Below are 16,320 nucleotides of genomic sequence, written 5' to 3' on the forward strand. Positions count from 1 at the left end.
AAACCTATTATTATTAATTTTTTGCTCGTTGTTTTTTTCTAAAATAAAGTTCTAAGATGTCCTTTTACAATTGAAATTTAAGTAAATTTATAGTATCAAGAAGCAGGAATTATTAACGCAATCTTGAAATTTCCCTTCAGAAATTCTATAATAGCACTAATTAAAAACAATTTGACATGGCATTTATAGACTATTACAAAATATTAGAAATAGACAAAAAAGCAACGGATGCAGAAATAAAAAAGGCTTACCGAAAATTAGCCCGTAAGTACCATCCAGACATTAATCCAAATGATAAAGATGCGGAAAAAAAATTCAAAGAAATTAATGAGGCAAATGAAGTATTAGGGAATACTGAAAAAAGAAAAAAATATGATGCTTATGGCGAAAACTGGCAACATGCAGGGGAATATGAAAAAGCCAATCAGCAGCAAAGGTATTATAACAAAAATGCTTCCCAAGAAGAATTCAATTCTTACGGAAGAGACAGTGAAGATTATTCTTCTTTTTTTGAATCGCTTTTTGGTAATGGCAATCAAAATCGCAGCAGAAGCGAACAATTTAAAGGAACTGATTTTAATGCCGAACTACAGCTAGATCTAAACGAAGTCTACACAACTCAAAAAAAGACAATTACAGTTAATGGAAGAAACATTCGATTCACTATTCCTGCAGGTGTCGAAAACGGACAAACTATTAAAATAGCAGGGCACGGTGGTGACGGTATTGGCGGAGGACCTAAAGGCGATTTATTTATTACTTTTTTTATTAAAAACCACCCTGATTTTAAAAGAGATAAAGATAATTTGTACACTTCTGTAACACTAGATTTATTCGAAGCAGTGTTAGGAGGCGAAATTACAGTAACTACTTTTGATGGTAAAGTAAAACTCAAAATTACTCCTGGAACACAAAACGGCACAAAAGTAAAACTTAAAGGAAAAGGGTTTCCTGTTTACAAAAAAGAAGGACATTTTGGCGATTTATATATTACTTTCCAAATTAAAATACCAACAAATCTCTCTGATAAAGAGCTGGAATTATTTACCCAACTATCTAAATTAAGAAGACCATGAGTACTGAAAACTTTATTCCAATCAATACATTATGTCAGCATTATAAACTTGAAATTAGTTTTTTTAATACACTCAATGAAAATGGCTTAATCGAAATTCAATATGTCGATAACATTCAATACATCCATAAAGAATCTATTTATGAAATTGAAAAGATAGTTCGCATGCACAAAGAACTGGATGTTAATATTGAAGGAATTGATGTTGTTCTAAATTTACTTCAAAAAATAGATGATTTACAAACCGAATTATTGAAAGTGAGAAATCGTTTATTACTGTATGAAAATTAAACAAACGCTAGTATAGCACTCCTTTAACGTATTTTCAATGCCTTTAAAAAATAATTTAGAATTTTTTTAAAACATTTGTATATACAAATGAAAAAAGTGTTACATTTGTACCAACAAACAAAAACAGTGTTGGAATGAAAATTGAAGAGGAAATAAAAAGTACAGTTGAACTAACACTCTCTAAAAAAATAATTCTCAATATTATGTACACACAAAATATTTTGAATGAAAAGTTTAATGAGGTTTTAAAACCATACGATTTATCTGGAGAACAATACAATGTGTTACGCATACTTAGAGGTCAAAAGGGGAATCCAGCCAATATGTGTGTAATCCAAGAGCGGATGATTGCTAAAACAAGCAACACCACTAGACTGGTTGACAAATTATTGTTGAAAGAATTAGTTACCCGAAATGTTTGTTCTGATAATCGTAGAAAAATTGAAGTTCTTATAACTCAAAAAGGATTAGATGTTTTAGCAGAATTAGATCCTAAAGTGATTGAACATGAAAATGCCTTAACCAGTAATTTAAATAATGAAGAGTTAGAACAATTAAATAGTTTATTAGAAAAATACCGAAATCAATAAAAAAATTACCATGAGCACCTTTTTAGAAAACCAAAACTGGAGATATGCAACAAAGAAATTTGATGCCACAAAAAAAATTTCGAATGAAGATTTAAATACCATTAAAGAAGCCATCCGATTAAGTTCATCTTCTTATGGATTGCAACCTTACAAAGTAATCATAGTCGAAAATCCAGAATTAAGAGCAAAAATTCAACCAGCTGCATGGGGACAATCCCAAATTGTAGAAGCTTCACACCTTATTATTTTTGCAAATGAAATACAGCTAAAAGAACAGGACATTGATAATTATGTAATCAATATTAGTGCTACAAGAAATATTCCTGTGGAAGCACTTTCAGGATATGCTGATTTCATGAAATCAAAAATCCTAACTTTACCTGAGGAGACTAAAAATGTTTGGACAGCAAAACAAACTTATTTAGCGCTAGAGAATTTATTAAACGCAGCAGCCGAATTAAAAATTGATGTAACACCAATGGAAGGTTTTATTCCTGAACAAGTAAACGAAATTTTAGGATTAGAAAAATTAGGATTGAACACTTCGCTTATCGCAACATTAGGTTACAGACACGAAGCAGACGACACTCAGCACTATAAAAAAGTTAGAAAATCAGAACAAGAATTATTTATCACTTTATAATTATTAATTAAAATCAAATTTAAAAAAAATGAAAAATTTTAAAACAATTGCAATAGCATTATTTGTAGCTGCGGCTAGCATTTCAGTAAATGCACAAACTAAAAAAATCGACGTAAAAGCATCTACTATCAAATGGGTAGGTAAAAAAGTAACCGGAGAGCACTCTGGAACAGTAAACTTTAAAGACGGCGCTGTAGTTTTAAAAGGAAAAAAATTAGTTGGTGGTAGTTTTACTGTAAACATGACTTCACTTACTGCTACTGATTTAACTGGTGAGTACCAACAAAAATTAGACGGTCACCTGAAAGCTGACGATTTCTTTGGAACAGACAAATATCCAACTGCAACTTTAGTAATCAAAAAAATTGGTGCAAAAGCTAAAGATGTGTATGCTGCAACTGCTGATTTAACGATTAAAGGAATTACTAAACCAGTTAATTTTGATATTACTGTGAAAGGAAATACTGCTACAACTGCATTTAAAGTAGACAGAACTAAATATGACATTAAATACGGTTCTGGAAACTTTTTTCAAGGCTTAGGAGACAAAACAATCAACGATGACTTTGAATTAGCCGTAGCTTTAAAATTCTAATCAATTACGCATTTTACTTTAATTAACCCTAACATTTACTTGTTGGGGTTTCTTTTTGAACAGAATTAAGCAATTTTTCCAATTAAAATGGATTTTTTTATTTTATAGTATTTGAAAATTAAAATTACATTCCTATATTTGCAACATGGAAACAATTACAAATAATACTTGGTGGTGGAACAATTTACGTCAATAGTCGTGAACTAAGCTCCTATGGTATTATTATCTATAAATAGAAAAGGCTTGTCATCACGACAGGCCTTTTTTTTATGCCAAACGAAGTTCAATCAAATGCATACAAATTTTAAATTTATTCCAATTGAAACAATTTAAACTAAATACAAAATTCAAGCAAATACTAGCTGACACAATTACTCCTGTTAGTGTGTATTTTAAAATTAGAGATAAATTCCCTAATAGTCTTTTGCTGGAAAGCAGTGATTATCATGGAAATGACAACAGTTTTTCTTATATCTGTTGTAATCCTATTGCTTCGATAAAAATTGAAAACGAAACTATCTTTAAACAATTCCCTGACGGTACAACCGAAACAGTTGCTATTGATGCGCAAACGAATATTCCCGAAGTAATTCAGCAATTTTCAGGACAATTCAAGTCAGAGAAAAACAATTTTAAATTCATCAATAATGGATTGTTTGGTTACATTTCTTATGATGCCGTTCGTTATTTCGAAAAAGTAACTATCGCTAAAAAAGAAAATAGCAATACCATTCCTGATGTTTATTATGCGGTTTACCAAAATATTATTGCTATCAATCATTTTAAAAATGAGGCTTATATTTTCTGCCACAGTCTGGACGACCGCAATAATATTTCTGAAATTGAGCAATTAATGCAATCCAGAAATATTCCTTCGTATAAATTTTCGAAAGAAGGCGAAGGTTTCTCTAATTTGACTGATGAAGAATTCAAACACAATGTGGCTTTGGCTAAAAAACATTGTTTCCGTGGCGATGTGTTCCAATTAGTACTTTCCCGACGATTTACTCAAGGTTTTAAAGGAGACGAATTCAATGTGTACAGAGCCTTAAGAAGCATCAACCCATCACCTTACCTATTCTTTTTTGATTATGGCGATTTCAAAATATTTGGTTCTTCGCCTGAAGCCCAAATTATTGTAAAAAATAGAAAAGCCGAAATCCATCCCATTGCAGGAACTTTTAAAAGAACTGGTGATGATGAAAAAGATGCTGTTTTGGCCAAACAATTATCAGAAGACAAAAAAGAAAATAGCGAACACGTCATGTTAGTTGATTTGGCTCGAAATGATTTGAGCCGTCATGGACATAACGTAAATGTGGAGCGTTACAGAGAAGTTCAGTTTTTCTCACACGTAATTCACTTAGTTTCAAAAGTTACCGGACATTTGCATAACGATGCTACGACGATGCAAGTAGTTGCCGATACTTTCCCAGCAGGAACTTTAAGCGGTGCACCAAAACACAGAGCGATGCAATTAATTGAAGATTACGAAAAAACAAATCGTAATTTTTATGGTGGTGCCATCGGTTTTATGGATTTTGAAGGCAATTTCAATCATGCCATTATGATTCGTACTTTCCTGAGTAAAAACCATCAATTGCATTGTCAGGCAGGAGCCGGAATTGTTGCCAGCTCAGATGAAGAAAGCGAAATGCAGGAAGTATATAACAAATTGAGAGCTTTAAATGCAGCTTTGGATTTAGCAGAAACAATTTAAAAAGAAAAAAAGTTAAGAGTTAAATGTTAAGCGGTGAAACGCATAACCTCTAACTTATAACACACAACTTTATATAAAATGAAGAAAATACTAGTTATAGACAATTACGATAGTTTCACATACAATTTAGTGCATTATCTGGAAGATTTAAATTGTGAGGTTACCGTTTATAGAAATGATGAATTTGAATTAGACGAAATTGCTCATTTCGACAAAATTCTACTTTCACCAGGACCTGGAATTCCTGATGAAGCCGGTTTATTAAAACCAGTTATTGCAAAATATGGAGCTACCAAAAGTATTTTTGGAGTTTGCCTTGGTCAACAAGCCATTGGTGAAGTTTACGGCGGAACGCTTTCTAACTTAGACAAAGTCTATCACGGTGTTGCCACAATGGTAAAAACGGTTGTGGATAACGAAGTTTTGTTCCAAGGATTAGACAACGAATTTGAAGTAGGACGTTACCATTCCTGGGTTGTTGATGCCACTTTACCCGATGTTTTAGAAGCCACTTCTTTTGACGAAAATGGTCAGGTAATGTCTTTGCGTCACAAAACATTTGATGTTCGCGGAGTACAATTTCATCCTGAAAGTGTGTTAACGCCTAATGGAAAGAAAATGCTTGAAAACTGGGTAAATAGTTAATCCTCCCCCAACCCCTCCGAAGGAGGGGAGACTAGACAGATATAACTACGCCTGAATAAAACGTTTAAATAAATTACAAACTAATAAACTCCTATTTACCCCAATAGGAACTCCCCTCCTTCGGAGGGGTTGGGGGAGGAAAATGAAAAACATATTAAATAGATTAATCAACAACGAATTGCTTTCTAAAGAAGAAGCTAAAAACGTTTTGGTTAATATTTCTAACGGAAGTTATAATCCGAGTCAAATTGCAGCTTTTTTAACTGTATATATGATGCGAAGCATTAGTATTGAAGAGTTGGCTGGTTTTAGAGAAGCGCTTCAGGAATTGTGCGTACGCATTGATTTATCCGATTACAATACTATAGATTTAGTAGGTACTGGAGGTGATGGAAAAGACACTTTCAACATCTCGACTTTAGCTTCTTTTATAACGGCTGGAGCAGGAATAAAAGTAACAAAACACGGAAATTATGGCGTTTCTTCTATTACAGGTTCAAGTAATGTAATGGAAAGTTTGGGGGTCAAATTTAGTAATGATTCTGATTTCTTAAAGAAATGTGTGGATCAGGCTGGAATTTGTATTTTACACGCTCCACTATTCCATCCTGCTATGAAAAACGTGGGACCTATTCGTGCAGCATTAGGCGTAAGAACCATTTTCAATATTTTGGGACCAATGATTAATCCATCATTCCCTAAAAATCAATTATTAGGCGTTTTTAACCTAGAATTAGCCAGAATGTACGCTTATTTGTACCAAAATACCGATAGTAATTTCACAATTGTTCATGCGCTAGATGGATATGATGAAGTATCTTTAACAGGAGCTACAAAAGTGATTACGCATAACAAAGAAGGAATGATTAATCCCGAAGATTTTGGTGTTCGATTGATCCAACAAAGCGAAATTAAAGGCGGAGAAACCGTTGAAGAATCGGCTCAAATGTTCTTGAATATCATTTCTGGAAAAGGAACTGAAGCACAAAATAACGTGGTTTGTGCCAATGCTGCTATGGCAATTGCTACCGTTACAGGATGCACGCCATTAGAAGGATTTGAACAAGCCAAAGAAAGTTTATTCTCAGGGAAGGGATTAATAGCTTTGAAGAAATTACAAGAATTAAGTAAATAAAATATCGTTTCTTTCTCCAACTAAAAACAAAACAATATGAGTTATAAAAAAATAAAAGATACAATTGACGCTATAAAAGCTAAAGTTGCAGCTTTTGGCGAACTCACTATTGAACAAAAGAAGAAAATTAATTACAAGTTCAGACTAGAATGGAATTTTAATTCTAACAGTATGGAAGGTAATACACTTACGATTGAAGAAACCCGTAGTGTAATGGTTGGAAATCTTACGGTAAATGACAAACCGTTGAAGGATGTTTTAGAAATGCAAGGTCATGACAAAGTGATTTCTGAAATTTTAAAAATTGGTAAAGGTGATTTAAGACTTTCCGAAAAAAGAATTAAAGAAATCCATTCTGGCATTATGCACGAAGAAAATCCAGAACAAAAAAACAAAATTGGACAATGGAAAGAGCAAGCTAACGAAATCATAAATTCTAAAGGAGAAAAATATTTATTTGTTGCTCCAGAAGAAGTACCAGATAAAATACATGCGCTTTTAAACAAAACAAATGCATCTATCGATGCTATTAAAGCTAATAAAAAAAATGCTCCACATCCAATTGATGTAGCGTTGGAATTTCATTTGGAATATTTAGACATCCATCCTTTTTATGATGGAAATGGTAGAACAGCTAGAATATTAACTAATCTTATACTTATTTCATTAGGGTACAATCCTTTTTGGATCAACGAAAAAGACCGTACAATTTATTATAATTACATCAGCGACATTCAGGGTTATGGTGGTTCTAAAGAATTGTTTTTTGAATATTGCGCAGGATTAATTGAACGTTCAGAACAATTAGTTTTAAAGGCTATTCAAGATATTGATATCGAAGAAGAAGATGATTTACACAAAGAAATTAGTTTGTTGAAACGACAACTTGAAGGCGAAAATTTTACAAAATCACCTAAAAATATTTATGATGTATTTCAATTTATTTCTACAGACGTTTGGCAACCATTATCAACTATTCTCATTAATTTTGATGATTTATTCAGTGAAAGTAATACTAAACTGTTTATCAATGATAAAAACGAAGAATATCTGTTTACATCAAATGTATTAACAAATTTAGGATCAAATTTAGGATCAATCATAAAAACATCATTGGGTGAATTATATAAAGATTATAAACCCAGAGAATTAACAATATTTGGACATGACCTTTATAAGACTGATTTTCAAAAGATAGTATGGCTTCATTCTAAATACGGTTTAAAAAAGACTAAAAATAATTCACCATACGAAATAGTTTTTTCTATTACTTTCGAATCAACAAAATACACTTTAAATCTTTCTATCAATCATCTTGAAATTTGGAAAAACAGTTTTGCCTATAATGAATTCCCTCATAAAGGGAACATCGAAAAATTGAAAAAAGATTTAGGAAAAAGTTTAATTGAGAGTATCAAAAATGATATTCAATAATTTAAAAGCTTAAAAAACAAAAATGAACATACTCGATAAAATAATCGTTGACAAAAAAAGAGAAGTCATTCTTAAAAAATCAATCATTCCAGTTTCGCAATTGGAAGCTTCCGTTTTCTTTGGAAAAAAGACTATTTCTTTAAGTAATAATTTAAGAAACAGTAACTCTGGAATTATTGCCGAGCACAAACGTCGTTCTCCTTCTAAAGCCGAAATCAATTATGGTTTTACGGTGGAAGAAGTCGTAAAAGGGTATGAAAGTGCTGGTGCTTGCGGAATTTCGGTTTTAACAGATGGGAAATATTTTGGCGGTTCTTTAGAGGATTTATTATTAGCAAGAGCATCGGTAAACATTCCGCTATTGCGAAAAGAATTTATCGTAGACGAATACCAAATCTTAGAAGCCAAAGCTCACGGAGCCGACTTAATTTTGCTAATTGCAGCCGTTTTAACACGTGAAGAAATCAAATCTTTATCAGAGTTTGCCAAAAACCTTGGATTGGAAGTTTTATTGGAAGTGCACAACCAAGAAGAACTAGAAAAATCAATTATGCCCACATTAGACATGATTGGTGTAAACAATAGAAATTTAAAAACTTTTGAAGTCAGTTTGGATTTCAGCAAGCAATTGGCGGACATGATTCCGAATGAATTTGTAAAAGTTTCCGAAAGTGGTATCAGCTCAGTGGATGCTATCAACGAACTAAAACCTTACGGTTATAAAGGATTCTTAATTGGTGAAAACTTTATGAAAACGGACAATGCTGGAAAAGCAGCAACCGAGTTTATTGAGAAGTTATAATCCTCCTAACCCCCGAAGGGGGAACTCTAATTTTGTGGAAATGATTAACTATTAGAAAATAAATGGAAAACACCAACACATATAACACAACGACTCCCTCCCGCCACGGCGGGGTAGCTGGGGTGGGGATTAAAATCTGCGGCATGAAATATCCCAACAATATTATCGAAGTAGGCGCACTCCTACCCGATTATATGGGATTTATATTTTGGAAAAAATCGGCACGCTATTTTGATGGTGATATTCCTAACCTGCCTCCATCTATTAAAAAAGTTGGGGTTTTTGTAAATGAAACGGTCGAAAATATTATCGAAAAAGTACAAAAACACGATTTGCAAGCGGTACAATTACACGGAAAAGAATCTGTAGAATTTTGTTTAAATTTGAAAACTGAATTAAAGAATCTGAAACAAGTTCAGATTGAAATTATAAAAGTATTTTCGGTTGCTGATGATTTTGATTTTTCCGTACTGGCGCCATTTGAAGCGGTTTGTAATTATTTTCTTTTTGATACCAAAGGAAAATTACCTGGAGGAAACGGAACTACCTTTGACTGGAAAGTTTTAGAAAATTATCCTTCCACCAAACCCTTTTTCTTAAGCGGCGGAATAGGTATTGATGAAATGGATGCTGTTAATGAAATACTAAAAACTAATTTGCCCGTTTATGCTATTGATGTAAACAGTAAATTTGAATTAGAACCAGGATTAAAAAACGTACAATTATGTAAGGATGCACTACAACGCATTGTTACCAATTAAAACATATAAGATGTCATACAACGTTGATGAAAAAGGCTATTATGGCCAATTTGGAGGAGCTTACATTCCTGAAATGTTATATCCTAATGTAGAAGAATTACGCCAACAATATTTAAAAATTACAGCTGAACCAGAATTTAAAGCTGAGTTTGACCAATTGTTAAAGGATTACGTAGGACGTCCCAGTCCATTGTATTTTGCAAAACGTCTTTCGGAAAAATACAATACTAAAATCTATCTTAAAAGAGAAGATTTGAATCATACTGGAGCGCACAAAATCAATAATACTATTGGACAAATTCTAGTGGCAAAAAAACTAGGCAAAAAACGTATTATTGCCGAAACGGGTGCTGGGCAACATGGTGTAGCTACAGCAACTGTTTGTGCTTTGATGGGACTGGAATGTATTGTGTACATGGGTGAAATTGACATTGCTCGACAAGCGCCAAACGTAGCTAGGATGAAAATGCTAGGAGCAACCGTTCGTCCAGCTCTTTCGGGTTCCAGAACACTTAAAGACGCCACTAACGAAGCCATTCGCGACTGGATTAACAATCCGGTTGACACGCATTATATCATAGGTTCTGCCATTGGACCGCATCCTTACCCCGATATGGTAACCCGTTTTCAAAGTGTTATTTCGGAAGAAATAAAATGGCAATTAAAAGAAAAAGAAGGCCATGAAAATCCTGATTATATAATTGCTTGTATTGGTGGCGGAAGTAACGCCGCTGGTACGTTTTATCACTTTTTACACGAACCAGAAGTAGGAATCATTGCTGTCGAAGCGGCTGGAAAAGGAATCCATTCCGGACACAGTGCTGCCACGAGCAAGTTAGGAAAAGTAGGTATCATCCACGGTTGTAAAACCCTTTTGATGCAAACCCCAGATGGACAAATTACCGAACCTTATTCTATTTCTGCAGGTTTGGATTACCCTGGAGTAGGCCCTATGCACGCCCATTTAGCCGAAACGGGGCGTGCCGAATTTTTCTCTGTCACTGATGATGATGCTATGATAGCAGGTCTCGAACTAAGTAAACTGGAAGGAATTATTCCTGCCATTGAATCTTCGCATGCTTTTGCGGTGTTAAACGACAAAAAATTCAAACCCGAAGATGTAGTTGTTATTTGCCTTTCAGGTCGTGGCGACAAAGATTTAAGTACTTATATCGATTATTTTAAATTTTTATAGGGCGTTACCCGCCGCGGCGGGTCGGGCTGTACGTTCCCGCTTTTTTTGAGGCAAAAAAAAATGCCTCAAAAAAGAGCTCCACTACCATCCCTAACGCAAAACAATATAGAACGTTCAATATTCAAACCATAACAAATGGAAAAATTATTCGCTTACGGAACTTTAAAAGACAAAGACATTCAGGAAAACATTTTTGGTCGCTCGCTTAAAGGAGTTCCAGACAGATTGATAGGTTTTGTAATCAACTATATCGAAATTGAAGAAGAATTTGGAATAGAAAAATACCCAATAATCGTTGCTACCGAAAATCCAGACGATATTGTTACAGGATTAGTGTATGATATTACCGAAGAAGATGTGCATCTTGCTGACACTTATGAAGGTTTGCATTACAAACGCATCGAAGTAACCTTAGAATCCCTTCAAACGGCTTGGGCTTATATTGTTACCAATTAAAAAAAACAGTTACCCCAAAATTGTCATTCCGAGGAACGAAGGAGGAATCTCCGTTATGCGAGTATCTTAATGAGATTCCTTCGTTCCTCGGAATGACAAACTCGACGGATTTTAGGCTTTAAAAAAAAATAAAATGAACAGAATCGAACAAAAATTACAAGAAGACAAAAAGATACTTTCCATCTACTTTTCGGCGGGATATCCTAACTTAAATGATACGGTACAAATTATCCAAGACTTAGAAAAAAATGGCGTAGACATGATCGAAATTGGTTTGCCTTTTAGCGATCCATTAGCCGATGGGCCTACTATTCAAGCCAGTTCCACCGCTGCTTTGCTTAACGGAATGACCTCACAAATTTTATTTGACCAATTGGCTGAAATTCGTAAAACGGTGTCTATTCCATTAGTAATTATGGGCTATTTCAATCCTATGTTGCAGTATGGTGTAGAGGCTTTTTGTGCTAAATGTGCCGAAATAGGAATTGATGGTTTAATTATTCCTGATTTGCCGGTAGATGTTTATGCTGACGAATACAAAGCTACTTTTGACAAATACGGATTAATCAATATATTTTTAATTACACCACAAACTTCTGACGAGCGCATTCGTTTTATAGACAGTGTTTCCAGTGGATTTATCTATATGGTAAGTTCGGCAAGTGTAACTGGATCTTCAGCTGGTTTTGGAAGTACACAGGAAGATTATTTCAAACGTATTGCCAGTATGAACTTGAAAAACCCACAAGTTATTGGTTTTGGAATCAACAATGCCGAAACCTTCAACAAAGCTACTCAATACGCCAAAGGAGCAATTATTGGCAGCGCTTTTATCAGCTATTTAAAGGAAAATGGCTCTGGAAAAATTGCCGATTTTGTAAAAGCTATTCGATAGTTTATACATTATAATACCGCAAATTCGCAAATTATTTTTGAATCTTTGAATCTTTCAATCTTTCAATCTTTCAATTTACGAATTTGCGGTAACTTTTTTTAAACCAGAAAGAATCACTAATCCTTTATCATCTTAATGTGTGGAATATCATCTTCAAGATACATTTTGCCAAAGGCTACAAACCCCAGTGATTCGTAGAATTTTTTAAGGTACAATTGGGCACTGATGGTAATTTGGCTTTCGCCAAAATGATTTTGGATGGCTGCAATAGATTGCAACATCAAGTCCCTACCCCATTGGTTTTTCCGATAAGGCTCGGCTACTACTACCCTACCAATGGAGGCATTTTCGAAATAAATTCCGGGTTCAAAGAGTCGGCTGTAGGCCACTATTTCATTCTTGTACGTCCCAAAAAGATGTAAGGCTTGGGCATCTTTACCATCCAAATCGGGGTAAACACAGTTTTGTTCTACAACAAATACCTCCGACCGCAAGCGCAAAATAGCATAGAGTTCTATTACCGTCAATGCTTCAAAAGCTTTTATTTGCCAAACTATTTCCATACCCTAGGTGTTTTTGTGCTTTATAAGTAAGCACGTCAAAAATAGTATTTTTTGCTCAGTACTTACAACATCAAAAATCCTTTTTGTAGTGTAGTCAACATTACAAAAAGGATTTTGATAGAAAACCAATACGCTGCTGTTTTAAACAGCAGGTTCTGGAACTACGGTAGGTGTTTCACCAGTTGGCGTATTATAAATCACATAGTCGTTGTACTTGGCAATGTCGCTGGTTTCCCAGATGCTAAGACCTATCGTGGTATATTGCACCAGGGTTTTATAAACTGCATTCCCAGCCTCTACACGGTCTTCTTGCATAATATCGCGCTCGCCTATTTTTACTTTATGGTCAATAATTAAGGCTTCAAATTCGTTGCACAAAGTAGTAATAGCGGTCAGCATGGCAGCAGTCAAACCGTTGGTAGCTAGTGCCGTCAAAAATTCGGTCCCAACCCGCACCACTCTTTTTCCGGTAATGAGCAAATCAGCATCTGATTGTTGCGATAGTGCCTCTGTACCAAACTTCTTAAACTTAGCACTACTGCTGCCAAACTGCAATTCTACACGTGCCATAACTGCTCTTATGGCTACACGCAGTTGGTCGGCCTTAGCATCCTTGTTTGCCGTAACCTGAGTTTGATTGCTTACCGCCTCAATATCGGTAATGGTGTTCGAAAAGGCGTTGGTAGCCGTTTCTAGGCTCGTCACCAAGGCTGCCGTAATACCAAAAGGGGTAAAAGCCGTGACATCTCTGCGCATAAAAGCAATTTTTTCTTTGGCAGTGGTTACTAAAGTAGCATCCGAAAATTTGTACAGCCTGGTTACTGGTTGTTTTTTCATAATAATTTTGGTTTAAAGGTTAATACTTACAAATATATTCAAATAATGTTAGCGTTTACATTTACAAATAAAAAAAATACTACTTAAAAATACTATAATGCATTCAGAAGCAATAAACAAGCCTTCCGATGACTGCAAAACCCAATCAAATTATCGTATGAAGGGGACGGCAGCTTACGGGAATGGGACGGAAGACCATCAGCGGGACACGGAAGCTTGTGGGAGGCTGACGGAAGATCTTGGGCGGGACACGGAAGCTCGTGGGAGGCTGACGGAAGACCTTGGGCGAGACACGGAAGCTCTCGGGAGGGCATTATTTTGGCTTCGGAGGGCTTGTTTTACTGAACTTAGCGCAAAAACAACTCTAAAATGTAAAAAAAATTAAAATCTCACTTTGTAAGTATTATTTTTTATATTTGAAAGCGTGATAAAACTTTGTTAAGTTAATTGTTGTATTGCTTTCTATATAGTGATCAAGTCAAGAATTCATCTATTTACAAACAAATAATTATGGAAAACTTATTTAATAACAGAAGTCAAATTGAAATTTTAATATCGCAAGCAGATGACAATAAAATGACTGAAAAATTAATCTTACAGTTTGAAAATCTAAAAAAAACAAGGACACCATTTTATCTAAAAGCAAATGAACTTGAACAAATCTTAGAATGGAAATTAAGAAAACAATATAGCAGACAAACTAAAATAAGACAGAATAATACCGAAAATAATATTGAACTAATAACCAAGACAACCTTTTTGTTAACACAGAAAAATAAAGATATCGAAACAGTACTAAAATTAAAATCTCTAACGTTACTTTATGGTGTTGAAATACCAGTTGCTTCATCAATTCTGACCTTGTGTTATCCTGAAAATTATTCTGTAATTGATTTTAGAAATTGGCGACAAATATTTAAAGTATCTACAAAGAAAACTTCTTACACAACAAAAGAATACAACGAATACTTAAAACGGATTAAATATCTTTCAAAGAAATTTAATTTCTCAACTCAACAAATAGATATAGCAATTTGGCAAAAAGACATAAATGAAAACGGATAAAAAAAACAAACAACTGATGAAGTTCTATACCAGTAATACATATAGACGTTAACCAAAATTGCTTTTACAACTGCAACAACTATAAAAAGAAATCTAGAAATATGATATGTAAAAATTGTAATTCAGAAAACACACAAAAAATAAGTTTAATTTATGAAAAGGGAACAAATAATATTTCTACAAATAGCAAAACTGTTGGTGTAGGAATAGGCACAGGTGTTGTGGTTGGAAGTGTTTCAACTAATACTTCAGGTAAATCTCAATCGCTTTTAGCTGAAAAAGTTTCTCCTCCAAAAAAAAACTCATATTTATTAGCCTTTTTTATAATAACCATAGGCTTAATATTTCTTGTAAACATAAACGAATTAGATACTAAAGGTTCTATTTTTGGATTAATCGCAATACTTTTAGTAGGTTTTGCAATTAAAATTATCAAAGTAACTTATAAATATAATTCTATAACTTTTCCCAAAAAATATATGGAATGGACTAAATCTTGGCATTGCAATAAATGTGGATACATTTATATGGAATAAAAAAAACTATTGCTCGGATATACCTTAACGTTAGCGCAAAAAGCTATTCCGTACCCACAACACTGAGCCAATAATCAATACAAAACAATATACTTTGTCGAGTTACTGGCGGAGATTCCTCATGCTTCGGAATGACAAGTTTGTGGGTACTGTGCTTTAAAACTTTTTTCCAAAAACCAAACCCGAACCGTTTGTCTTTCCGACGAAGGAGGACACGAGCGATAGTGAACTGGCGAAGCAATCTCAACAATACTTTTCCAGCTAGATAAGAAAGTTGTATGCCTTACCGTTAGCAAAAAGCTCTTCCGTCCCCGCAACACTGAACCAATAATCAATACAAAACATGACAAACTACTTTGTCGAGTTACTAGCGGAGTTTCAGCTTATTCGCTAATTTACAAACCGTTATAGAGCATAATAAAAGACAATAACTGATGAAAATAAAAACCTTATTGACAACCCTCGTTTTACTGCTTTGTTTAACTATGACAACAAAAGCACAAACTTCTTATTCAGGAAGAATTGAAACAGGGTATATCAATTATTTATCCAGAACTTTTACGGTTGACCCAGGCCCAAATTGGAAAGGCTACAACATTGACAATAGGCAAAACGGTTTTAACGTCACATCTATTAACGGAGTGACATTTAAAGATAGAAAGATATTTACAGGAATTGGCTTGGGCTACTTCAATTTTGACGGTATTGACGGAGTTGCAATTTTTGGAGATTTAGAATATTTACCATTTAAAAAGAGAGTAACACCTGTGTTAAATTTACGACTTGGCTATAACCATATTTGGAATCAATATGAAGGTGGGTCGGGAACGATACATACGGAATTTGGACTTGGAATAAATTATAAAATCAAGGAAAATTTTGGACTATACATAAAGTCAGGAATCATGATAACTCAACAGTCATTCTTACTACCACTGACTCTAGGAATTAGATATTAATTGTGACAACAAAAGATAGCATACCCGATAGCGCGGAACTATTTTCCTTCCCCGCAACACTTAGACAATAATCAATACATAACATATTACTTTGTCGAGTTACTGGCAGAGATTCCTCATGCT

Annotated in this window: 19 protein-coding genes; 17 read left to right on the forward strand and 2 right to left on the reverse strand. The window is 34.2% G+C overall.

Translation table 11 applies throughout. The features are described 5' to 3' along the window. The first annotated feature begins 176 nt into the window (after positions 1–176). The 14 genes from AAGV28_RS04620 (at position 177) to trpA (ending at position 12,237) form a co-directional block, all read left to right on the forward strand. Positions 177–1,076, forward strand: coding sequence for a DnaJ C-terminal domain-containing protein (locus AAGV28_RS04620; RefSeq protein ID WP_373405653.1), 900 nt, complete (start codon positions 177–179; stop codon positions 1,074–1,076). Then, positions 1,073–1,366: a chaperone modulator CbpM gene (locus AAGV28_RS04625; protein ID WP_373405654.1), complete on the forward strand. Its 294-nt coding sequence runs from the start codon at positions 1,073–1,075 to the stop codon at positions 1,364–1,366. Before AAGV28_RS04620 ends, AAGV28_RS04625 begins: the two co-directional genes overlap by 4 nt. A 134-nt stretch (positions 1,367–1,500) precedes the next feature. Continuing rightward, entirely contained in the window at positions 1,501–1,956 is a 456-nt protein-coding gene (locus AAGV28_RS04630) for a MarR family winged helix-turn-helix transcriptional regulator (protein WP_373405655.1), read from the forward strand. Positions 1,957–1,966: 10 nt separating this feature from the next. Continuing rightward, positions 1,967–2,599 carry an NAD(P)H-dependent oxidoreductase gene (locus AAGV28_RS04635; protein ID WP_373405656.1) on the forward strand — a complete coding sequence of 211 codons (633 nt, stop codon included), beginning with the start codon at positions 1,967–1,969 and terminating at the stop codon, positions 2,597–2,599. Between the two features lie 28 nt (positions 2,600–2,627). After that, entirely contained in the window at positions 2,628–3,194 is a 567-nt protein-coding gene (locus tag AAGV28_RS04640; protein ID WP_373405657.1) for a YceI family protein, read from the forward strand. A gap of 319 nt (positions 3,195–3,513) precedes the next feature. Then, positions 3,514–4,914: an anthranilate synthase component I family protein gene (locus AAGV28_RS04645; protein ID WP_373405658.1), complete on the forward strand. Its 1,401-nt coding sequence runs from the start codon at positions 3,514–3,516 to the stop codon at positions 4,912–4,914. Positions 4,915–4,992: 78 nt separating this feature from the next. Beyond that, the gene (locus AAGV28_RS04650; protein WP_373405659.1) at positions 4,993–5,559 is read left to right on the forward strand and encodes an anthranilate synthase component II; all 567 of its coding nucleotides are present in this window, start codon (positions 4,993–4,995) and stop codon (positions 5,557–5,559) included. Positions 5,560–5,701: 142 nt separating this feature from the next. Beyond that, positions 5,702–6,694, forward strand: coding sequence for an anthranilate phosphoribosyltransferase (gene trpD / locus AAGV28_RS04655; RefSeq protein WP_373405660.1), 993 nt, complete (start codon positions 5,702–5,704; stop codon positions 6,692–6,694). A 36-nt stretch (positions 6,695–6,730) separates the two neighbouring features. After that, a complete protein-coding gene (locus tag AAGV28_RS04660; protein WP_373405661.1) occupies positions 6,731–8,128 on the forward strand; it encodes a Fic family protein in 1,398 nt (465 codons plus the stop codon). A gap of 22 nt (positions 8,129–8,150) precedes the next feature. Continuing rightward, positions 8,151–8,930 (forward strand): indole-3-glycerol phosphate synthase TrpC, encoded by a 780-nt coding sequence (gene trpC, locus AAGV28_RS04665; protein ID WP_373405662.1) that lies wholly within the window; start codon positions 8,151–8,153, stop codon positions 8,928–8,930. A gap of 122 nt (positions 8,931–9,052) precedes the next feature. Next, positions 9,053–9,691 carry a phosphoribosylanthranilate isomerase gene (locus AAGV28_RS04670; protein WP_461782281.1) on the forward strand — a complete coding sequence of 213 codons (639 nt, stop codon included), beginning with the start codon at positions 9,053–9,055 and terminating at the stop codon, positions 9,689–9,691. Positions 9,692–9,701: 10 nt separating this feature from the next. After that, on the forward strand, positions 9,702–10,886 hold the full coding sequence (trpB, locus tag AAGV28_RS04675) for a tryptophan synthase subunit beta (RefSeq protein ID WP_373405664.1): 1,185 nt from the start codon (positions 9,702–9,704) through the stop codon (positions 10,884–10,886). Positions 10,887–11,021: 135 nt separating this feature from the next. Beyond that, positions 11,022–11,342, forward strand: a complete 321-nt coding sequence (locus AAGV28_RS04680; protein ID WP_373405665.1) for a gamma-glutamylcyclotransferase family protein — start codon at positions 11,022–11,024, stop codon at positions 11,340–11,342. Positions 11,343–11,475: 133 nt separating this feature from the next. Beyond that, positions 11,476–12,237 carry a tryptophan synthase subunit alpha gene (gene trpA / locus AAGV28_RS04685; RefSeq protein ID WP_373405666.1) on the forward strand — a complete coding sequence of 254 codons (762 nt, stop codon included), beginning with the start codon at positions 11,476–11,478 and terminating at the stop codon, positions 12,235–12,237. Positions 12,238–12,353: 116 nt separating this feature from the next. Here trpA and AAGV28_RS04690 read toward each other — a convergent pair whose 3' ends face one another. Together AAGV28_RS04690 and AAGV28_RS04695 are read right to left on the reverse strand one after the other, a co-directional pair. Further along, positions 12,354–12,800 carry a GNAT family N-acetyltransferase gene (locus AAGV28_RS04690; protein WP_373405667.1) on the reverse strand — a complete coding sequence of 149 codons (447 nt, stop codon included), beginning with the start codon at positions 12,798–12,800 and terminating at the stop codon, positions 12,354–12,356. A 141-nt stretch (positions 12,801–12,941) separates the two neighbouring features. Further along, positions 12,942–13,637 (reverse strand): hypothetical protein, encoded by a 696-nt coding sequence (locus tag AAGV28_RS04695; protein WP_373405668.1) that lies wholly within the window; start codon positions 13,635–13,637, stop codon positions 12,942–12,944. 510 nt (positions 13,638–14,147) lie between these two features. Between AAGV28_RS04695 and AAGV28_RS04700 the strand changes: the two genes are divergently transcribed. The 3 genes from AAGV28_RS04700 to AAGV28_RS04710 all read left to right on the forward strand — a co-directional run bounded on the left by AAGV28_RS04700 (position 14,148) and on the right by AAGV28_RS04710 (position 16,197). Further along, entirely contained in the window at positions 14,148–14,702 is a 555-nt protein-coding gene (locus AAGV28_RS04700) for a hypothetical protein (RefSeq protein WP_373405669.1), read from the forward strand. Positions 14,703–14,803: 101 nt separating this feature from the next. Further along, positions 14,804–15,238 (forward strand): hypothetical protein, encoded by a 435-nt coding sequence (locus tag AAGV28_RS04705; protein ID WP_373405670.1) that lies wholly within the window; start codon positions 14,804–14,806, stop codon positions 15,236–15,238. Between the two features lie 434 nt (positions 15,239–15,672). After that, on the forward strand, positions 15,673–16,197 hold the full coding sequence (locus AAGV28_RS04710; RefSeq protein WP_373405671.1) for a hypothetical protein: 525 nt from the start codon (positions 15,673–15,675) through the stop codon (positions 16,195–16,197). Positions 16,198–16,320: the final 123 nt, after the last annotated feature.

The organism is Flavobacterium zubiriense (assembly GCF_041729725.1).
Lineage (GTDB): Bacteria > Bacteroidota > Bacteroidia > Flavobacteriales > Flavobacteriaceae > Flavobacterium > Flavobacterium zubiriense.